We start from the raw sequence: 15,641 nt of genomic DNA, 5'->3' as shown, positions 1-15,641 counted from the left end.
CCTAGGCGCGCAGGGCGGCGCCGGTGCGCTGGGCGGCGAGGTCGACGGCGGCGTCGCGCACCGCGTTGGCCTCGGCGGCGGTCAGCGTGCGGTCCGCTGCCCGCAGCCGCAGGCCGAAGGCGAGGGAGCGCTGGCCGGCGCCGACCTGGGCACCCTCGAACACGTCGAAGAGGGTCAGCGACTCCAGCAGGTCGCCGGCGCCCTCGCGCAGCGCCTGGGTCACCTCGGCGACGGGTACCTGGGTCGGGACGACGAGCGCCACGTCCCGGTCCGCCGGCGGGTAGGTGGAGATCACCGGCGCGACGATCGGCGGCGCCGCCGTCGCGGCCTCGACGAGGACCTCGAGGCTGAGCTCCAGCGCGACGGTCCGCGGCGGCAGGCCGGCGTCGCCGAGCACCCGCGGGTGCAGTTCCCCGGCGAAACCGACGAGCCGGCCGCCCACGGTCAGCTCCGCGCAGCGGCCGGGATGCCACGGCATGGCGTCACCGGCGTTGACGGTCAGCGTGAGTCCGACCGCCTCGGCGACGACCTGCGCGGCGTCGACGGCGTCCGCCCAGTCCGCCTCGCGGCCCGGCGTCGACCAGCCGGCCGGCTCCCGGCGACCGGTGAGCAGCGCCGCGACGTGACGGGCCTGCCTGGGCAGGACCGAGTCCAACGCGGCGACCTCCTCGGCGGACGGGCGGCGGTCCACCGGCGGCGTCGGCACCCGCACCGGCGCGCCGGGCAGCTCCCGGAAGACCCGGCCGATCTCGAACAGGGCCAGGTCCTGCTGGCCGCGGCCGATGTTGCGCACCGCGGCGGCGATCAGCCCGGACAGCAGGGTCGTGCGCAGGTAGGCGGCGTCCTCGGCGATCGGGTTGGCGACCCGGACGGCCAGGCGCCGCTTGTCCTCCGCGGGCAGGCTGAGCGCGTCGGCGGCGTCCGCGGCCACGAACGGCAGGGTCAGCACCTCGGCCAGACCGGCGTATGCCAGCGCCCGGCCCACCGCCCGGTGCATCCGCTGCGCGGCGGTCAGGCCGCGGCCGGCGGGCAGCAGCGGCAGGGTCACCGGGATCGTGTCGTACCCCTCCAGCCGCACGATCTCCTCGACGAGATCCGCGGGTCGGGTCAGGTCGGGCCGCCACGACGGCGGCGACACGACGAGGACCCCCTCGCCGGCGGCGCTGTCGGCGGCACTGCCAGCGGCGGGGCCGACGACCGTGCAGCCGACGTCGGCGAGGCGGCGGCGGACGACCTCGGCGGAGTACGGCCGGCCGGCGAGCCGCTCGGGCTCGCGCAGGGGCAGCGGCACCGGCGCCACGGCCGGTCGGTGGTCGAGGTCGGTCACCCCCGCGGCGGGGCGGGCGCCGGCGAGTTCGACGAGCAGGTCGACGGCCGTCGCCGCGGCGACCGGGGCGAGCGCCGGGTCGACACCGCGCTCGAAGCGCCGCGAGGCCTCCGACGACAGCCGGTGGCGCCGCGCCGTGCGGGCGACGCTGATCGGGTCGAAGTGCGCGGCCTCCAGCACGATGTCGGTCGTCTGCGTGGAGATCTCCGTGCTCGCGCCGCCCATCACCCCGGCCAGCGCGATCGGGCCGGTGTCGTCCGCGATGACCAGGTCCTCGGGGTCGAGGGTGCGCTCGACCCCGTCGAGGGTGCGCAGCGTCTCCCCCGCCTCGGCCCGGCGCACGATGATGGCGCCGGTGAGCTTCGCCCGGTCGAAGGCGTGCAGCGGCTGGCCGAGCCCGAGCAGGACGGCGTTGGTGACGTCGACGGGCACGGAGATCGGCCGCATCCCGGCCAACGCCAGCCGCCGCGACCAGGTCAACGGCGTGACGGCCGCGGGATCGACGCCGGTGACCACCCGGGCGACGTAACGGTCGCAGCCCGCGGTGTCCTCGACGACGACCGGATACGCCTCCCCGGCCGCTCCCTCCCCGGCCGCGGCCTGCCCGGAACGGGGGGCGCCCGGGTCGGTGAAGGGCAGCGCGAAGGCGGTCGCCGCCTCCCGGGCGATGCCCCGCACCGACAGCGCGTACCCCCGGTCGGGGGTGACGGCGATGTCGAGGATCTCGTCGACGAGGTCGAGCAGTTCGGTGACGTCGGCGCCGAGCGGGGCCGACGGCGGGAGCACGAGGATGCCGTCGTGCTCGTCACCGATGCCCAGCTCGCGGGCCGAGCAGATCATCCCGTCGCTGACGTGGCCGTAGGTCTTGCGGGCCGTGATGGCGAACCCGCCGGGCAGCATCGCGCCGGGCAGCGCGACGGCCACCCGGTCGCCGACGGCGAAGTTGTGCGCCCCGCAGATGATCCCCCGCACACCGGGGGCGGACGAGGCCTCGCCGGCCGCCACACGGACCTGGCACCAGCGGACGGCCTTCTTCTTCGTCTCCACGATCTCGAAGTCGACGATCTCCCCGACGACGACGCCGGAGACGTCGCTGCCGACGCCGCGCAGCCCCTCGACCTCGAAACCGGCGCGGATCAGCGCGTCGGCGACCGCCCGGGTGGGTGGCAGCCCCTCGACGTACTCCCGCAGCCAGGACATCACGATCAGCATCTGCTCAGACCTCGATTCCGAACGGGAGGCCGAACCGGACGTCACCGTCGACGAAGTCGCGGATCTCCCGGACGCCATGCCTGATCATCGCGGCCCGTTCCAGGCCCATCCCGAAGGCGAAGCCGCTGTAGCGGGTCGGGTCGACCCCGGTGGCCCGCAGCACGTTCGGATCGACCATGCCGCAGCCGCCGATCTCGATCCAGCCCTCGTCCGAGCAGACCCGGCAGGGCTGGCGGGTCGCCTCGCCGCGGCAGGCGAAGCACTGCACGTCCAGCTCGGCGGACGGCTCGGTGAACGGGAAGAACGACGGCCGCAGCCGCGTCGACAACCCGGAGCCGAACAGCGCCTGGGCGAAGACCTCCAGGGTGCCGCGCAGGTCGGCCATGGTGATGCCCTCGTCGACGGCGAGCCCTTCGAGCTGGCCGAACACCGGCGAGTGGGTGGCGTCGATCGTGTCGTTGCGGTACGTCCGCCCCGGGCACACGACGTACACCGGCAGCGGCCGCTCGAGCAGGGCCCGGACCTGTACCGGCGACGTGTGGGTGCGCAGCACCCGGCCGGAGGCGGTGGGCTCGACGTAGAGGGTGTCGTGCTCGCTGCGGGCCGGATGGTCGGGGGCCATGTTCAGGGCCTCGAAGTTGAACCAGTCGTGTTCGATCTCCGGTCCCTCGGCGACCTCGTAGCCCATCGCGACGAACACGTCGACGAGCCGGTCGGACAGCGAGGACAGCGGGTGGCGGGCGCCGCGGCGGCGACGCGCCACGGGCAGGGTGACGTCGACGCGCTCCTCACGCAGCACGCGGGCGTCGCGTTCGGCGGTCAGCTCGGTCAGGCGCGTGTCGTAGGCGGCCTGGACCTCGGCGCGGGCGGCGTTGTGCCGGCGGCCGGCGTCGGCGCGCTCCTCGCGCGGCAGCGCGCCGAGCTCCCGGCGGGCCAGCACCAGCGGGGCGGCGGCGCCGTGAACGTGGGCGGTGCGGGCGGCGGCCAGCGCGTCGAGGTCGGCGGCGGCGCGGATCGACTCCCGGGCCGCGGCGACGGCCGCGGCGAGCTGGTCGGGGTCGAGGGCGTGGACCCGGGACGGGTCGACAGTCTCTCCAGGGGCGGGCACGGTGCTCATCCTCGTATCGTTTCGCCGGGCGTGAGGTCGCCCGGCCGTGGTGGTCGCCGCCGGCCGGGACGGGCCGAGGCGGGCGCTGGAGGCCGGGAGGCAGCCGCGGCGGCGGCGCGATCGCGCTCGGTGCCGCCGCCGGCAGCCCGGGGCGCCCGCCGGCCGATCGTGACGCTCGGCCTCAGCCGAACACCGGACCGCCGGCGGGCACGAAAAATCGGAACTCGGCGCCGCCGCCCGCGGCCCGGCCGACCGAGATGGTGCCCCCATGCGCCTCGATCAGTGCCTTGGCGATGTAGAGCCCGAGACCGGTGCCGTTGCCGCGGCTCGCGCCGCGCCAGAACTTCGTGAACACGCGCGCGGCGTTCGATTCGGACACGCCTTCGCCCTCGTCGGCCACGCTCACCTCCGTGCCGGTGTCGCTGCCGCGCAGCAGCACCGTCACAGTACCCGCGCCGTGGCGCAGCGCGTTGTCGACGAGGTTGTGGAGCACCTGCTCCATCTTGTCCGGGTCGACCCACATCTCGGGCAGCTCGCCCTCCTCGCGGACGTCGAACCGCTCGGCACCCGCCGCCCCGGCGGCGATCTTGCCGTCGACCACGGAGCGCACCCGGCCGGGCAGGTCGACGATCTGCTTGCGGACCTGGATGCGGCCCGAGTCGATCCGGGAGACGTCGAGCACCTCGGCGAGCAGGCGGGTGACCCGGTCGGCGTCGGTGTTGACCGTGTTCAGCATGAGCTTCTTCTGCTCGTCGGTGAACCGGTCCCACTTGGCCAGCAGCGTCGCCGTGAAGCCCTTCACGCTGGTCAGCGGCGAGCGCAGCTCGTGGGCGACGGTGGCGACCAGATCCGCCCGGTTGCGCTCCAGCCGCTCCCGGCTCAGCGTGTCGCGCAGCGACAGCGAAACCCGGGCCAGCCGGCCCGCGACCCGGGTGAAGCGGACGGTGACGTGGAAGTCGCGGTCATGCACGGGACCGGCGTAGGTCAGCCGTCGCTCGGGCTGGCCGATGACCCGCGGCAGCTCCCGGCTGACCGCGGAGCACTCCCACCAGTCGTTGCCGCGCTCATCCAGCAGCGGGAGCACCTCGGTGAGGTGCCGGCCGACCGCGGCCGGCGCGGACACGCCGATCAGGCGGACCGCGGCCCGGTTGAAGACCTCGACCGTGCCGGCGGCGTCGGTGACGACGACCGCGTCGGGCAGCAGGTCGAACGCGGCCGCGGGCAGCGGCCCGTCCAGCGCGGCCGAGCCGGCACCGTCGCCGCCGTCGGCCGCGGCGGGGTCCGCCGGTGCGCCGTGATCCTGCGCGGGCTCGTCGTCAGCAGTCATGGCCTCGCCTGATGCCGGGGCGGCGGTGGTGGGCAAGCCGGCCGAGCCGCCCGCCGGGGGAACGGTTGCACCGGCGGGAGCCGGTGGCTGCTGCGCGGTCGGCGCCTGTTCGGATGTCGATGCGACGGTGTTCACCACCGCCGACCACCTCCTCCGGTGCCGTCAGTACCGGACCTACCCGTTCTCTGCGCCCGCGCCGATGCGTATAGGCACAGGGCGGACGCAACCGCAAGATTCAGGGACTCGGCCTGACCGTACACCGGTACCCGCAACGCCGCGTCCGCGGCGGCCAGACCGGCGGGGTCAAGACCATGCGCCTCGTTGCCGAACAACCAGGCAGTGGGCCCGTCGAGCTCGCCGGCGTCCACCGCGGTGTCGAGATCACGCCGCGCGGAACCCGAGGTCGCGACGATTCGGCACCCCCGTGCGCGCAACCCCGTCACCACCTCGGTGAACGTCGGCTCGACGATCACCGGGAGGTGGAAGTGGCTGCCGGCCGACGACCGCACGCACTTCCCGCCGAACGGGTCGACGCCGCCGCCGGTGAACACCACCGCGTCCGCCCCGGCCGCATCCGCACTGCGGATCACGGTGCCGGCGTTGCCCGGATCGTTCGCGCCCACGCACACCGCCACGAGTCGGGGGGCGGCGAGGTCGGCGAGCCGGTGCCCCGGCAGAGCGGCGACGGCGACGAGCCCCTGAGGGGTGACCGTCTCGGACAGTGCCGCCGCGGCCTCGTCCGTCACGAGCCGGACGGGCACCGCGGCGGCCCGCAGCAGATCCTCGTGGCGGCCGGCCGCCGACACGCCCACGAACACCTCGAGCAGGCCGCCCGCGGCGACGGCCGCGCCGACGGCCTGCGCCCCCTCGACGAGGAAGCGGCCCTGCTCGCGACGCTCCGCCGGGCGCCGCAGACGCCGGGCGGCACCGACCCGGGCCGACCGCAGCCCGGCGACCGGCCCATGATCGGGCGGCGGGAGCACGCGGGCGGCGGACACGGGTCGGCGTCGCGACGGGCTCAGGCGGCGGTCGGCTCCGGCGCCGCCGCCAGGGCCGCCCGGGCCACCTCGACCAGCGCGGTGAAGGCGGCGGCGTCGTTGACCGCCAGATCGGCGAGGATCTTGCGGTCCACCTCCACGCCGGACAGCTTCAGACCCTGCACGAAGCGGTTGTACGTCAGGCCGTTCGCCCGCGCCGCGGCGTTGATTCGAGTGATCCACAACTGCCGGAAGTCGCCCTTGCGCGCGCGACGGTCCCGGTAGGAGTAGGTCATCGAGTGGAGCATCTGCTCCTTGGCCTTGCGGTAGAGCCGCGAGCGCTGGCCCCGGTAGCCGCTGGCCTGTTCGAGGACCGTACGGCGCTTCTTCTGGGCGTTGACCGCCCGCTTCACGCGTGCCATGAGGGCACCTGTCTCCTTCGTTCGGGTGCATCCGGCCGGCCGGACCGGGATCGATCACCGCGCAGGGCGCGCCGGTGTCACCGGGGCCGGATTCGTCAGCGGGGCGCGATCAGCGGGCGAGAAGGCGCTTGATTCGGCCTGCGTCCGCCTTCGTCAGCGGCTCCACGCCGGCCAGCCGGCGGGTACGGCGGCTGGACTTGTGCTCCAGCAGGTGGCGGCGGTTGGCCTTCTGGCGCACCACCTTGCCGGAGCCGGTGATCCGGAACCGCTTGCTCGCGCCGCTGTGGGACTTCTGTTTGGGCATGTCGACATCCTGACGGTTTACGGGGGGNGGTCGAGCGGTCGGCGCGGCGAGGTCCGGACGGTGGGCACACCACCGCGCGGACCCACCGACGTNGGGTCAGACGTGGCCAGCCGGTTCAGGCAGCCGCTGCGGCTTGGAACCCTTGTGCGGGGCCATGACCATCGTCATGTTCCGGCCGTCCTGCTTGGGCTGGGCCTCCACATAGCCGAGTTCGGCCACGTCGGCCGACAGCCGCTGAAGCAGGCGGATGCCGAGCTCCGGCCGGGACTGCTCCCGACCACGGAACATGATGGTGATCTTCACCTTGTCACCGGCTCGCAGGAACCGCACGACNTGACCCTTCTTGGTCTCGTAGTCGTGCGGATCGATCTTCGGCCGCAGCTTCATTTCCTTGATGACGGTCTGGACCTGGTTCTTCCGAGCTTCCCGACGCTTCTGGTCGGACTCGTACTTGAACTTTCCAAAGTCCATCAGCTTGCAGACCGGAGGGCGAGCGGTCGGCGCGACCTCCACGAGGTCGAGATCGGCCTCCTGCGCCATGCGCATGGCCTCGCCGATCGCAACGATGCCGATCTGCTCGCCTTCCGCGCCGACGAGGCGGACCTCGGGAACGCGGATCCGGTCATTGATNCGGGACTCTGTGCTGATGTGTTCCTCCGTTGCTCGACGCGCGGGCGTGACCTCACCGCAGCGGAGCACCGAGCCTGGCGGCACCAGGCTCCCGGCCGACAACCGCGGGAACGGCTCGGCCGACCGGCGACCCGGCTGCCGTGGCCACGGCCCGGAACTCGGGCCGATCGACACTCCGGCGCCCCGTGGAGGCGGCGCCAGTCGGCAACATCGGGTGGAGGGCGAACCCCCGCTTGGTCCTGCCGGACAGGCTCCGTGCCCCGCCAGGGCCGCCACGAACGACGACCCATCGGATGGGTGGAACCAACCGGCAATCGGTCTGAGGCCAAGAGTAGCACCACACCGCCGGGGCAGGACGATCACAGCCGCGACCGGCCGCCCCGAACGGGCCCGGTGACCGATCCGCGGGCCGGTTGGCGAGGCGATCCCCGTGTCAGTCCGCGCAGAACGCACCGCAATCGGCCCCGCCCCGGCCCGGACCCGCCTGGATCGGCGTCGGCAGGCCCGAGGGACGTCGGGGCGGCCCAGGCTCGAAGTCGGCCGCGGGCCCGCCGTGGCTCAGCGGCGCAGCCGCGAAGCCCAGCCCCGCTCCGCGCGCAGGCCACGGCCCAGGAGCCGACGCACCGCCCGTGCCTCGGACGCCCCGACCACCAGCACCGCCACCGCACCGGCACCGGCTCCTGCACCGGACCCGGCACCGGCACCGGCACCGGCACCGGCACCCAGAGGCTCGGGCCCAGGCCCCCCGCACCGGTCGACCGCGTTCGCCGCGTCCGTCGGGGCCGCACCACCGGGGTCGGGGACGGCACCCAGGAGCTGGGACAGGTGGCGGGCGATCGACTCTCCCGCCGCAGACGTGTCCCCCGCCGGGCCATGGACGGCGACGGCGAGCACGGGCCGCGGGGCCGCCGCGCCGGGCTCGACCAGTTCGGCCGGCCAGGCCTCGACCCGTTCCGTGATCGCCCGCAGGGCCACCCGCACCCGCGCGCGGGCCAGCGGCCCGTCGGGGTTCGCTGGCCGCCGCAGCGCCGTCAGGGTGGTGTCGGCGGACGGATCGGGCCGTCCCACGCCCACCGGCGCATCCACACCACCGTCGGCGACACGCGAGCGATCGACCGCTGCCGCGCGCTCGTCGACGGCGGCCGCGCGGTCGGCTCGCCAGGCATCGCCGACGGCGTCCGGGCCGACCGGAACGTCGGCGCCGCCGTGGCCGACCTCCAGGCTGGTGGAGTACGGGCCCGCGACGTCGATCACCACCGAGTCGAGGCCGAGCCGGACCGCCTCCGCCCAGGCGTCCGGCGCGGCCACCGGCACGGGGCGGGCGGCCCCGCGCCAGGCGGCGAGCGTCGCCACGCTGGAGAAGATCGGCAGCGCGGTCGCGCCGGACGGGGTGCGCAGGGTGGCCAGCGCCATCTCACTGGTCTTGTCGGCGCCGGTGGTGGCGTCGGCCGAGGTGAGCATGGCCTCGATCGCGACGAAGACCCGGGCGCGGCGCAGGGCGGCGGTCAGGGCGGCAGGATCGACGCGACCGGTCGGGCCGCCGGCGGCGAGCACCCGGACGAGGGCCTCGTCGGCCGCCCCGTCGTCTCCCTGCCCGGCCGGAGTCAGCAGATGGCGTGCCATTCCCCGCAGCCTAAACGCCGCAGCGTCGGACGGCCCCACCACCGCCGGTGCCGGACGGGCATGCAGCCGCACCCCCCCCCCGCCGCCGGCGGGCCGGCTGGCGACCGTTCGTGCCACCGGGCCGCGCGACGGGTGCCTCAGGCCCCCGAGGGCCAGGCGGCGACGCGGGCCTGCGGGTCGGCGGCGGCGAGCGCGGGACGGGCGAGGGCCGCCGCCGGCTGGGAACCGGGCAGCGGGGCGGTGGCGACCGCGCCGGCGAGGCGCTGGAAGGCGAACCTGGTTCGCCGGCGCAGGCGATACCAGTTGATCGGACGGCTGTCGGCCAGCGCCGCGTCGAACGGCACCGGCACCGTCATGTACGCCCGGTCCTCGAGATGGTCCAGGCGCATCCGGGCGCCGCGACTGAGCCGGGACGGGTAGGTCTCCACGACAGCGACGATGACGGTGGCGGCGAGGTCGCCGCGGCCGGCCGCCGTGAGCGCGGTCAGGGCGTCGTCCGCACCCGCGATCTCCGCCTCCCCGGCGCGGACGGTCAGCACGAGCAGGTCGGCGCGCGCGAGCAGGGTGGCGGGGACCGGCTGGTTCCAGCCCGGCGGCGCGTCCGCGACGACGACCGGGTACCAGTGGCCGAGCAGGTCCAACGCCCAGGCCAGCTCCTCGGGCAGCAGGCCGGGGCCGGCGAGGTCGCGCATCCCGGCCAGCACCTCCAGCCCACCCGACCCGTCGGAGGCCAGGAAGCGGCGCACGTCGTCGAGGGAGGAGACCGGCGGACGGGCGCCGGCCAGCTCCCGCAGGCCGACCCCCGGGGGCATGAGGCCGACGCGGTGCGGGAGCAGTCCGCACTGGTCCGGGGAGGCGTCGACGGCGACGACCCGGTGGCCGTGGTGCGCGGCCATCGCCAGGCCCAGCCCGGCAGCCACGGTCGTCCGCCCGCCCCCGCCGCCGAAGCCGCCGATCAGCACCCGCCGGCCGCCGGCCCGCGCACGCTGGTGGACCGGCCCGTCGGAGCCCACCGGCGCCGCGCTCGCCGCCGCAGCGGCCGCGGCCTGCGGGACGGCTCCGTCCGCCCGAGGCGCGAGGACCGCCCCCGCCGATCGAACCGGCGCCACGGGAACCCGCCGGACCGGCATGTTCGGCGGCGGCGGGGGAAGCGCGGGCGCAGCGGAGATCGGCTCCGCCCACCGGCCTACGGCAGACTGCTCGCCCGCCCGCCACGAGTCGCCGGCGGCCGCATCGACCGCCCGGCCCCGCCCACGAGCCTCGTTCTGTCCACCAGCCTCGTTCTGTCCACCGGCCTCGTTCTGTCCACCGGCCTCGTCCAGCCGACCAGCCCCCTCCTGCCCGCGGTCCGTGGCCGCTCGGTCGGTCATGACGCCGTCGCCGAACCCGGCTACGTCATCACGTCGAGGGACGTCGCGAGTCGCGGCGCCGTCGCCGGTCAGGGCGCCGTCACCGGGGCGGGGGAACAGGCCGGTCCCGGGCGGGTCCGGGATCTGGGGCGGCTGGGCCGGCATCAGGGCCGCGCCCGGGCGGGTGACGTCGAAACGGCTCGCCTCCTCCCGGTGCGCGGGCGCGGTCTCCTCGGCTGCGGGCCGGGGCGGGTACGCCACGCCCGACGCCGCGGGGCTCCCCCCCGGCACCTGCCACGGCGCGGCGGGGTTGGCGGACGAGGGCAGCGGCGGTAGTTCCGGTCCGGCCGGGGCCGCAGCCGGGTGAAAGGGGGTCCCCGGGACGGCGGCCGGGCCGTACTCGGCCCCGGAGGGGCCGAACAGCGGATCGGCCGGCCGGTACGCAGCGGCGGATGCCGGCAGGCCGGCCGGCGATGCCGGTGTGACGTCCGGATACGGCAAGGGCAGCGCAGGCCTGGACCGCTCGTGGGGCATGGGCATGGGCATGGGCCCGGCCGAGGCCGGGTCGATCGGCGTGGAGTGGGGCGCACCGACCCACCGCTGACCGGGCTGTTCGGTGCCCGCGCCGGCGTCGGCGTCTTCGGCGCGGTCCGGTCCCGAGGCGGCGGGTGCGGCACCGGGCGGGAGGAGGGGGCCGGNCGCGGGCACGAGGACCGTCATGCTNCCCCAGCTCTCACCGGGCGGCGGAACCGTGGGGGGTGGCGGAACCGTCGGGGACGAGGCAACCGCGGGAGACGGGGACACGGTGGGAGACGGGGACATGGTGGGAGACGGGGACACCGTGGGAGACGGCGGTGCAGCGGGGGGAGTCAGAGCAGCGGGAATCCGCGGGGAGACATTCGGCGGCACCGCCGTGGCGCTGGGTGGCGGAGGTACCGGGAGGAACGGGATGCGCTCGCCAGCCGCCTCGACGGGCTGCGCAGCGTCCGCGGCCGACGGGGGGACCAGGCCACCGGGGACCGGACTCGCGGCCGGCGGGCCCGGCGGGGGCGGTACGGGCGGCGGGGGCGGCAAGGGGTGGGCCGGGACCGCGAGGTCGGGCGTCCATCCGGCCGGGGCCGGGGTGCCGAGGTGACCCCGGCCAGGCCGGCCCGGGGGCGACGCGGGCGGCCCGTCGGTCGCGGTCGGCCACCCGCCGCCGACTGCGGGCGCCCAACCGCCGGCCGACGGGATCTGATCGCCGGCGCCGGTAACCGGAGGCGGCGGGAGCGCCGGGCTGTCCGTGGTGGACGCGGCGGCCTCCCCGCCGTCGGACGGCGCGGGATACGGCGACCACGGGGGCAGCGGAGGAGGCGAGGTCCGATCGTCGGAGGGGCGGTCCTCGGGCGGGCGGGCGGGCGGCGCCGACCGTTCGGCGGGCGGCCGGGTCTGCGGGGGTCGGGTCTGCGGAGGTCGGGTCTGCCCGGGCCGGGCGGGCGTCGAGGCGGAAGGGGAGGGCAGGGGACCGGGCACGCGATCACCGGGAACCCCACCGGAGGGCCCCCCGGTCGGTCCCCCGGAAAATCCACTGCCGGAGTCGACCCGCGGCACGCCGGGGCGCGTCCGCGTGGGGCGCCGTGTGACCAGGGCGTTGCGCGGCGACTGCGGCTCGGTCAGGCGCAGTCCGAGCAGGGAGATCGGACGCGCGTCGCCGCCCCCGCCGGAGGCGTCCGCATCGGCGGATCGGGCCGTGGCGTCGAGGCCGTCCCGGTCGGCCCCGGACGGATCGGCCGGCGCCACGGTGTCGTCACCGTCCCGGCTCCCACCATGACTCGCCATCCCTGCCACCCCGCCCCCATCTCCGGTCCGACTCCGCTGGACGACACCGGAGCGCGAGGCCACTGCTACGGCGTGACATCACGGTCTCGCGTCACCCACTGCCCCGACAAGAGCTCCGAGATGATCCAGATCGCCGGAAACAGACCCACGAGCAGCGAACACACCACCGGCACACTCGATCCACTCCGAATCGCCATGCGATGGCAACACCATACCGAGGCCATGTCACCGGGACGGATCAGGCTCGTACCGTCCGTGCGACATGAGGATGCGGACGGCCACCGCCCCCCGGGGGGACGGTGGCCGTGTGACGCCTGGGGCGCGGATCGAGAGCTCGGCCGATGCGGGTCGGCCGATGAGGTGTCAGCCGATGCGGGTCGGCCGACGGGTCAGCTCGCCAGGGCCAGGTCGCGCAGCACCGCGGCGGTGTCGAGGGCGNCCAGCGTCGCCTCCCGGCCCTTGTCCTCGGCGGAGTCGGGCAGCCCGGCCCGGTCGCGGGCCTGGTCGACGGTGTCGCAGGTGAGCACGCCGAAGCCGACGGGGACCCGGGCGTCGAGGGTGACCCGGGCCAGCCCCGCGGTGACGAACTGGCAGACGTAGTCGAAGTGCGGCGTGCCGCCGCGGATGACCACGCCGAGGGCGACGACCGCGTCGTGCCGCTGGGCCAGCGCCGCGGCGACGACGGGCAGCTCGACCGCGCCGGAGACCCGCACGACGGTCGGCGCCGTCGCGAGCCCGGTGTCCTTGACCGCGCGCAGCGCCCCGGCCAGCAGCGCGTCGGTGATCTCGGCATGCCAGCGGGTGGCGACGATCGCCAGCCGCAGCCCGGCCACCGGCGGGAGCACCTCCTGCGGCGCGCCGAAGCCGCTCACAGACCCTCTCCGTCGGTGAGGTCGACGCCCGCCGAGGAGCTGCCGGCGCCGCCCGGGACGGCGGCGCAGCCGGAGGTCGCGGGCACCCGCGCGGGGCTCGGCGCCCAGCGGCCGCCGGCCGGGGTGTCCTCCCCGACGGCGCGGGCCAGCCCGGGCAGGACGTGGCCCATCCGGTCCCGCTTGGTCGTCAGGTACCGCAGGTTCTCCGGGGTCTGGGTGACCGGCATGCCGATGAGCTCGACGATGCGCAGCCCGTAGCCCTCCAGGCCGGCCCGCTTGGTCGGGTTGTTCGACAGCAGCCGCAGGCCGCGCACCCCGAGGTCGACGAGGATCTGCGCGCCGGTGCCGTAGTCGCGGGCGTCGGCGGGCAGGCCGAGCGCGAGGTTGGCGTCCACGGTGTCGTGGCCGGCGTCCTGGAGCTGGTAGGCCCGCAGCTTGTGCATCAGGCCGATGCCGCGGCCCTCGTGGCCGCGCACGTAGAGGACCACCCCGCGACCCTCGGCCGCGATCATCCGCAGGGCGGCGTCGAGCTGGGTGCCGCAGTCGCAGCGCCGCGAGCCGAACACGTCGCCGGTGAGGCACTCGCTGTGCACCCGGACGAGGACGTCCTCGCCGTCGCCCAGCTCGCCGCGGATCAGCNCGATGTGCTCCACCCCGTCGAGGACGTTGCGGAAGCCGACGGCGCGGAAGGTGCCGTAGCTGGTCGGGATCGTCGCCTCGGCGACCCGCACCACCTGCTTCTCCGTCCGCCGACGGTAGGCGATGAGGTCGGCGATGGAAATCAGCAGCAGGCCGTGGTCGCGGGCGAACGCGGCGAGCTCGGGAAGGCGCGCCATCGTCCCGTCGTCGTTGACGATCTCGCAGATGGTGCCCGCCGGGCGCAGTCCGGCGAGCCGGGCCAGGTCGACGGCCGCCTCGGTGTGGCCCGGCCGGCGCAGCACGCCGCCGTCCTTGGCCCGCAGCGGGAAGATGTGCCCCGGCCGGCTCAGGTCGCCCGGGACGGTGTCGGGGTCGGCGAGCAACCGGATCGTGCGGGCCCGGTCGGCGGCGGAGATGCCGGTGGAGACGCCCTCGCGGGCGTCGACGGTGATGGTGAACGCCGTGCCCATCCGCTCGGTGTTGTGCGGGACCATCTGGTCGAGCTCGAGCCGGTCGGTGTCGACGGCGTCCATCGGCACGCAGATCACCCCGGAGGTGTAGCGCGTCATGAACGCGACGAGCTCGGGGGTGGCCGCCTCGGCGGCGAAGATCAGGTCGCCCTCGTTCTCCCGGTCGGCGTCGTCGACGACGACGAGCGGCCGGCCGGCGGCGATCTCGGCGATGGCGTCCTCGATGGAGGCGAACGTCACGTCGACGTCGCCGTCGACGGTCGCCGGGCCGGCACCGGACGTCCCGCCGACGGCCGCGGGCAGAGCGTCCGCGGGCAGGGCGGAGGCGGGCGGAGCTGAGGCGGGCGAGGCGGGGAGGGACGAGGCAGAGCGAGGCGAGGCGGGGGCGGGCGGGGCGGGGATGGCCGTCGAGGAGGCGCCGGCCGCGGATGTGGTCATCGGGGCAGTCCGTTCGGGTCGATGGTGCCGGCATGCAGCTTCTCGACGTACTTCGCCAGCACGTCGACCTCGATGTTGACCCGGGCACCCGGTGCACGGCGGCCGAGCGTGGTCAGGTCGAGGGTGGTGGGGATCAGGCTGACGGTGAACGTCGCCGGAGAGTCGCCCCCGGCCGGGGTGACCTCGACGACGGTCAGGCTGACGCCGTCGACCGTCACCGAGCCCTTCTCCACGAGGTAGCGGTCGAGGCCGGCGGGCAGGGCGATGCGGACGATCTCCCAGTGCTCGTCGGCCTGCCGGTCGACGACGACGCCGACGCCGTCGACGTGCCCCTGGACCAGATGACCGCCGAGACGGTCGGCCAGCCGCACGGGCCGTTCGAGGTTCACCGGATCGCCCACGGCGAGCTGGCCGAGGGAGGACCGCACGAGGGTTTCGCGCATCACGTCAGCCGTGAACGTCGCGGACGCCGAGATTGTGCCGGCGGGACCCGCGCGACCGGCCCCCGCGGCCGGCGCGCCGCCACCAGGGTCGGCGCCACCAGGGTCGGCGGCAGTCAGACCAGCGCCGGCCGGATCGCCGCCGGCCCGCTGGAAGGAGGTCACCGTGAGACACACGCCGTTGACGGCGATGGAGGCGCCGTGGGTCGCGTCCGCCAGTACGGTCTGACAGGCAATGGTGAGCGCCGCCGACTCCGGCCGCGCATCCACCGCAGCCACCACGCCGAGCTCTTCAACGATGCCGGTGAACATCCGACTCGCGCCCTTCGGTCCCGGGCACCGCTCCCCGGATTCGGGGGGTTCCCACGCGGGACCTGCCGGCGTGCGCACGCCGANGCGCGCCCGCGGACGGCAACGGCCACCCACGGACACTCGGCCCGCGCGCGTCCTCCCATCCGGACTTTGACCGTCGGTCCCGGAGTTCCACCGGATCAGCCGTCCCAGTACCTGCGGACGGGTCGCGGACTATCACCGCCGGCTCGGAGTTTCACCGACCCCGGAGCGCGCGTGCTGCTGGTTGTACTGCCCCAAGTCTGACATACGAAGCGGCCACACGCCGCACCCGGCGACGTGACCGAGGTCATGCCCGCCCGGGCAAACACCAGGTCGGGCGCGCCTGCGCGGT

At 75.6% G+C, this 15,641-nt stretch carries 11 protein-coding genes, 3 pseudogenes and 1 riboswitch; all 14 genes and pseudogenes read right to left on the bottom strand.

Annotated features, from left to right (window positions below; all coding sequences use genetic code 11):
* Window position 1: 1 nt before the first annotated feature.
* A complete protein-coding gene (gene pheT, locus UK94_RS28565) occupies window positions 2-2,539 on the bottom strand; it encodes a phenylalanine--tRNA ligase subunit beta (protein ID WP_041939658.1) in 2,538 nt (845 codons plus the stop codon).
* A 4-nt stretch (window positions 2,540-2,543) separates the two neighbouring features.
* Window positions 2,544-3,647 (bottom strand): phenylalanine--tRNA ligase subunit alpha, encoded by a 1,104-nt coding sequence (gene pheS / locus UK94_RS28560; RefSeq protein ID WP_055752273.1) that lies wholly within the window; start codon window positions 3,645-3,647, stop codon window positions 2,544-2,546.
* A 181-nt stretch (window positions 3,648-3,828) separates the two neighbouring features.
* Window positions 3,829-4,974: a PAS domain-containing sensor histidine kinase gene (locus tag UK94_RS28555; protein WP_011606306.1), complete on the bottom strand. Its 1,146-nt coding sequence runs from the start codon at window positions 4,972-4,974 to the stop codon at window positions 3,829-3,831.
* A gap of 131 nt (window positions 4,975-5,105) precedes the next feature.
* On the bottom strand, window positions 5,106-5,972 hold the full coding sequence (locus UK94_RS28550; RefSeq protein WP_050997219.1) for an RNA methyltransferase: 867 nt from the start codon (window positions 5,970-5,972) through the stop codon (window positions 5,106-5,108).
* Window positions 5,973-5,992: 20 nt separating this feature from the next.
* On the bottom strand, window positions 5,993-6,373 hold the full coding sequence (rplT, locus tag UK94_RS28545; protein ID WP_011606308.1) for a 50S ribosomal protein L20: 381 nt from the start codon (window positions 6,371-6,373) through the stop codon (window positions 5,993-5,995).
* Between the two features lie 109 nt (window positions 6,374-6,482).
* Window positions 6,483-6,677: a 50S ribosomal protein L35 gene (gene rpmI / locus UK94_RS28540; protein ID WP_011606309.1), complete on the bottom strand. Its 195-nt coding sequence runs from the start codon at window positions 6,675-6,677 to the stop codon at window positions 6,483-6,485.
* Between the two features lie 96 nt (window positions 6,678-6,773).
* Window positions 6,774-7,010, bottom strand: a pseudogene (gene infC, locus UK94_RS68660) (translation initiation factor IF-3); the annotation flags it as partial.
* Window position 7,011: 1 nt separating this feature from the next.
* On the bottom strand, window positions 7,012-7,295 hold a 284-nt coding region (gene infC / locus UK94_RS68655; protein ID WP_235490395.1), incomplete at its 3' end, for a translation initiation factor IF-3.
* Between the two features lie 570 nt (window positions 7,296-7,865).
* The gene (locus UK94_RS28530; RefSeq protein ID WP_055752255.1) at window positions 7,866-8,930 is read right to left on the bottom strand and encodes an SseB family protein; all 1,065 of its coding nucleotides are present in this window, start codon (window positions 8,928-8,930) and stop codon (window positions 7,866-7,868) included.
* A 3,556-nt stretch (window positions 8,931-12,486) separates the two neighbouring features.
* Window positions 12,487-12,535, bottom strand: a pseudogene (locus UK94_RS75290) (hypothetical protein); the annotation flags it as partial.
* 1 nt (window position 12,536) lies between these two features.
* The coding region (ribH, locus tag UK94_RS28520) for a 6,7-dimethyl-8-ribityllumazine synthase (RefSeq protein WP_235490379.1) at window positions 12,537-12,969 on the bottom strand (433 nt) is incomplete at its 3' end.
* A pseudogene (gene ribA, locus UK94_RS68650) lies at window positions 12,966-13,608 on the bottom strand (GTP cyclohydrolase II); the annotation flags it as partial. The gene ribH and the pseudogene ribA, both read right to left, overlap by 4 nt.
* A 1-nt stretch (window position 13,609) precedes the next feature.
* The coding region (ribB, locus tag UK94_RS68645) for a 3,4-dihydroxy-2-butanone-4-phosphate synthase (RefSeq protein ID WP_235490378.1) at window positions 13,610-14,516 on the bottom strand (907 nt) is incomplete at its 3' end.
* The gene (locus UK94_RS28510; protein WP_011606316.1) at window positions 14,513-15,268 is read right to left on the bottom strand and encodes a riboflavin synthase; all 756 of its coding nucleotides are present in this window, start codon (window positions 15,266-15,268) and stop codon (window positions 14,513-14,515) included. The genes ribB and UK94_RS28510, both read right to left, overlap by 4 nt.
* Before the next feature lie 127 nt (window positions 15,269-15,395).
* Window positions 15,396-15,525: riboswitch (FMN riboswitch) on the bottom strand.
* Window positions 15,526-15,641: the final 116 nt, after the last annotated feature.

The sequence above is a fragment of the Frankia sp. AvcI1 genome (assembly GCF_001420875.1).
Lineage (GTDB): Bacteria > Actinomycetota > Actinomycetes > Frankiales > Frankiaceae > Frankia > Frankia alni.
Note: the sequence above shows the minus strand (reverse complement) of the source record. Positions and strands in the feature narration are given on the sequence as shown.

Coding starts and splice junctions, on each gene's coding strand:
- pheT (WP_041939658.1), bottom strand. CDS start 2,539: ATGCTGATCGTGATGTCCTGGCTGCGGGAGTACGTCGAGGGGCTGCCA.
- UK94_RS28555 (WP_011606306.1), bottom strand. CDS start 4,974: ATGACTGCTGACGACGAGCCCGCGCAGGATCACGGCGCACCGGCGGAC.
- UK94_RS28510 (WP_011606316.1), bottom strand. CDS start 15,268: ATGTTCACCGGCATCGTTGAAGAGCTCGGCGTGGTGGCTGCGGTGGAT.
- rplT (WP_011606308.1), bottom strand. CDS start 6,373: ATGGCACGCGTGAAGCGGGCGGTCAACGCCCAGAAGAAGCGCCGTACG.
- rpmI (WP_011606309.1), bottom strand. CDS start 6,677: ATGCCCAAACAGAAGTCCCACAGCGGCGCGAGCAAGCGGTTCCGGATC.
- UK94_RS28530 (WP_055752255.1), bottom strand. CDS start 8,930: ATGGCACGCCATCTGCTGACTCCGGCCGGGCAGGGAGACGACGGGGCG.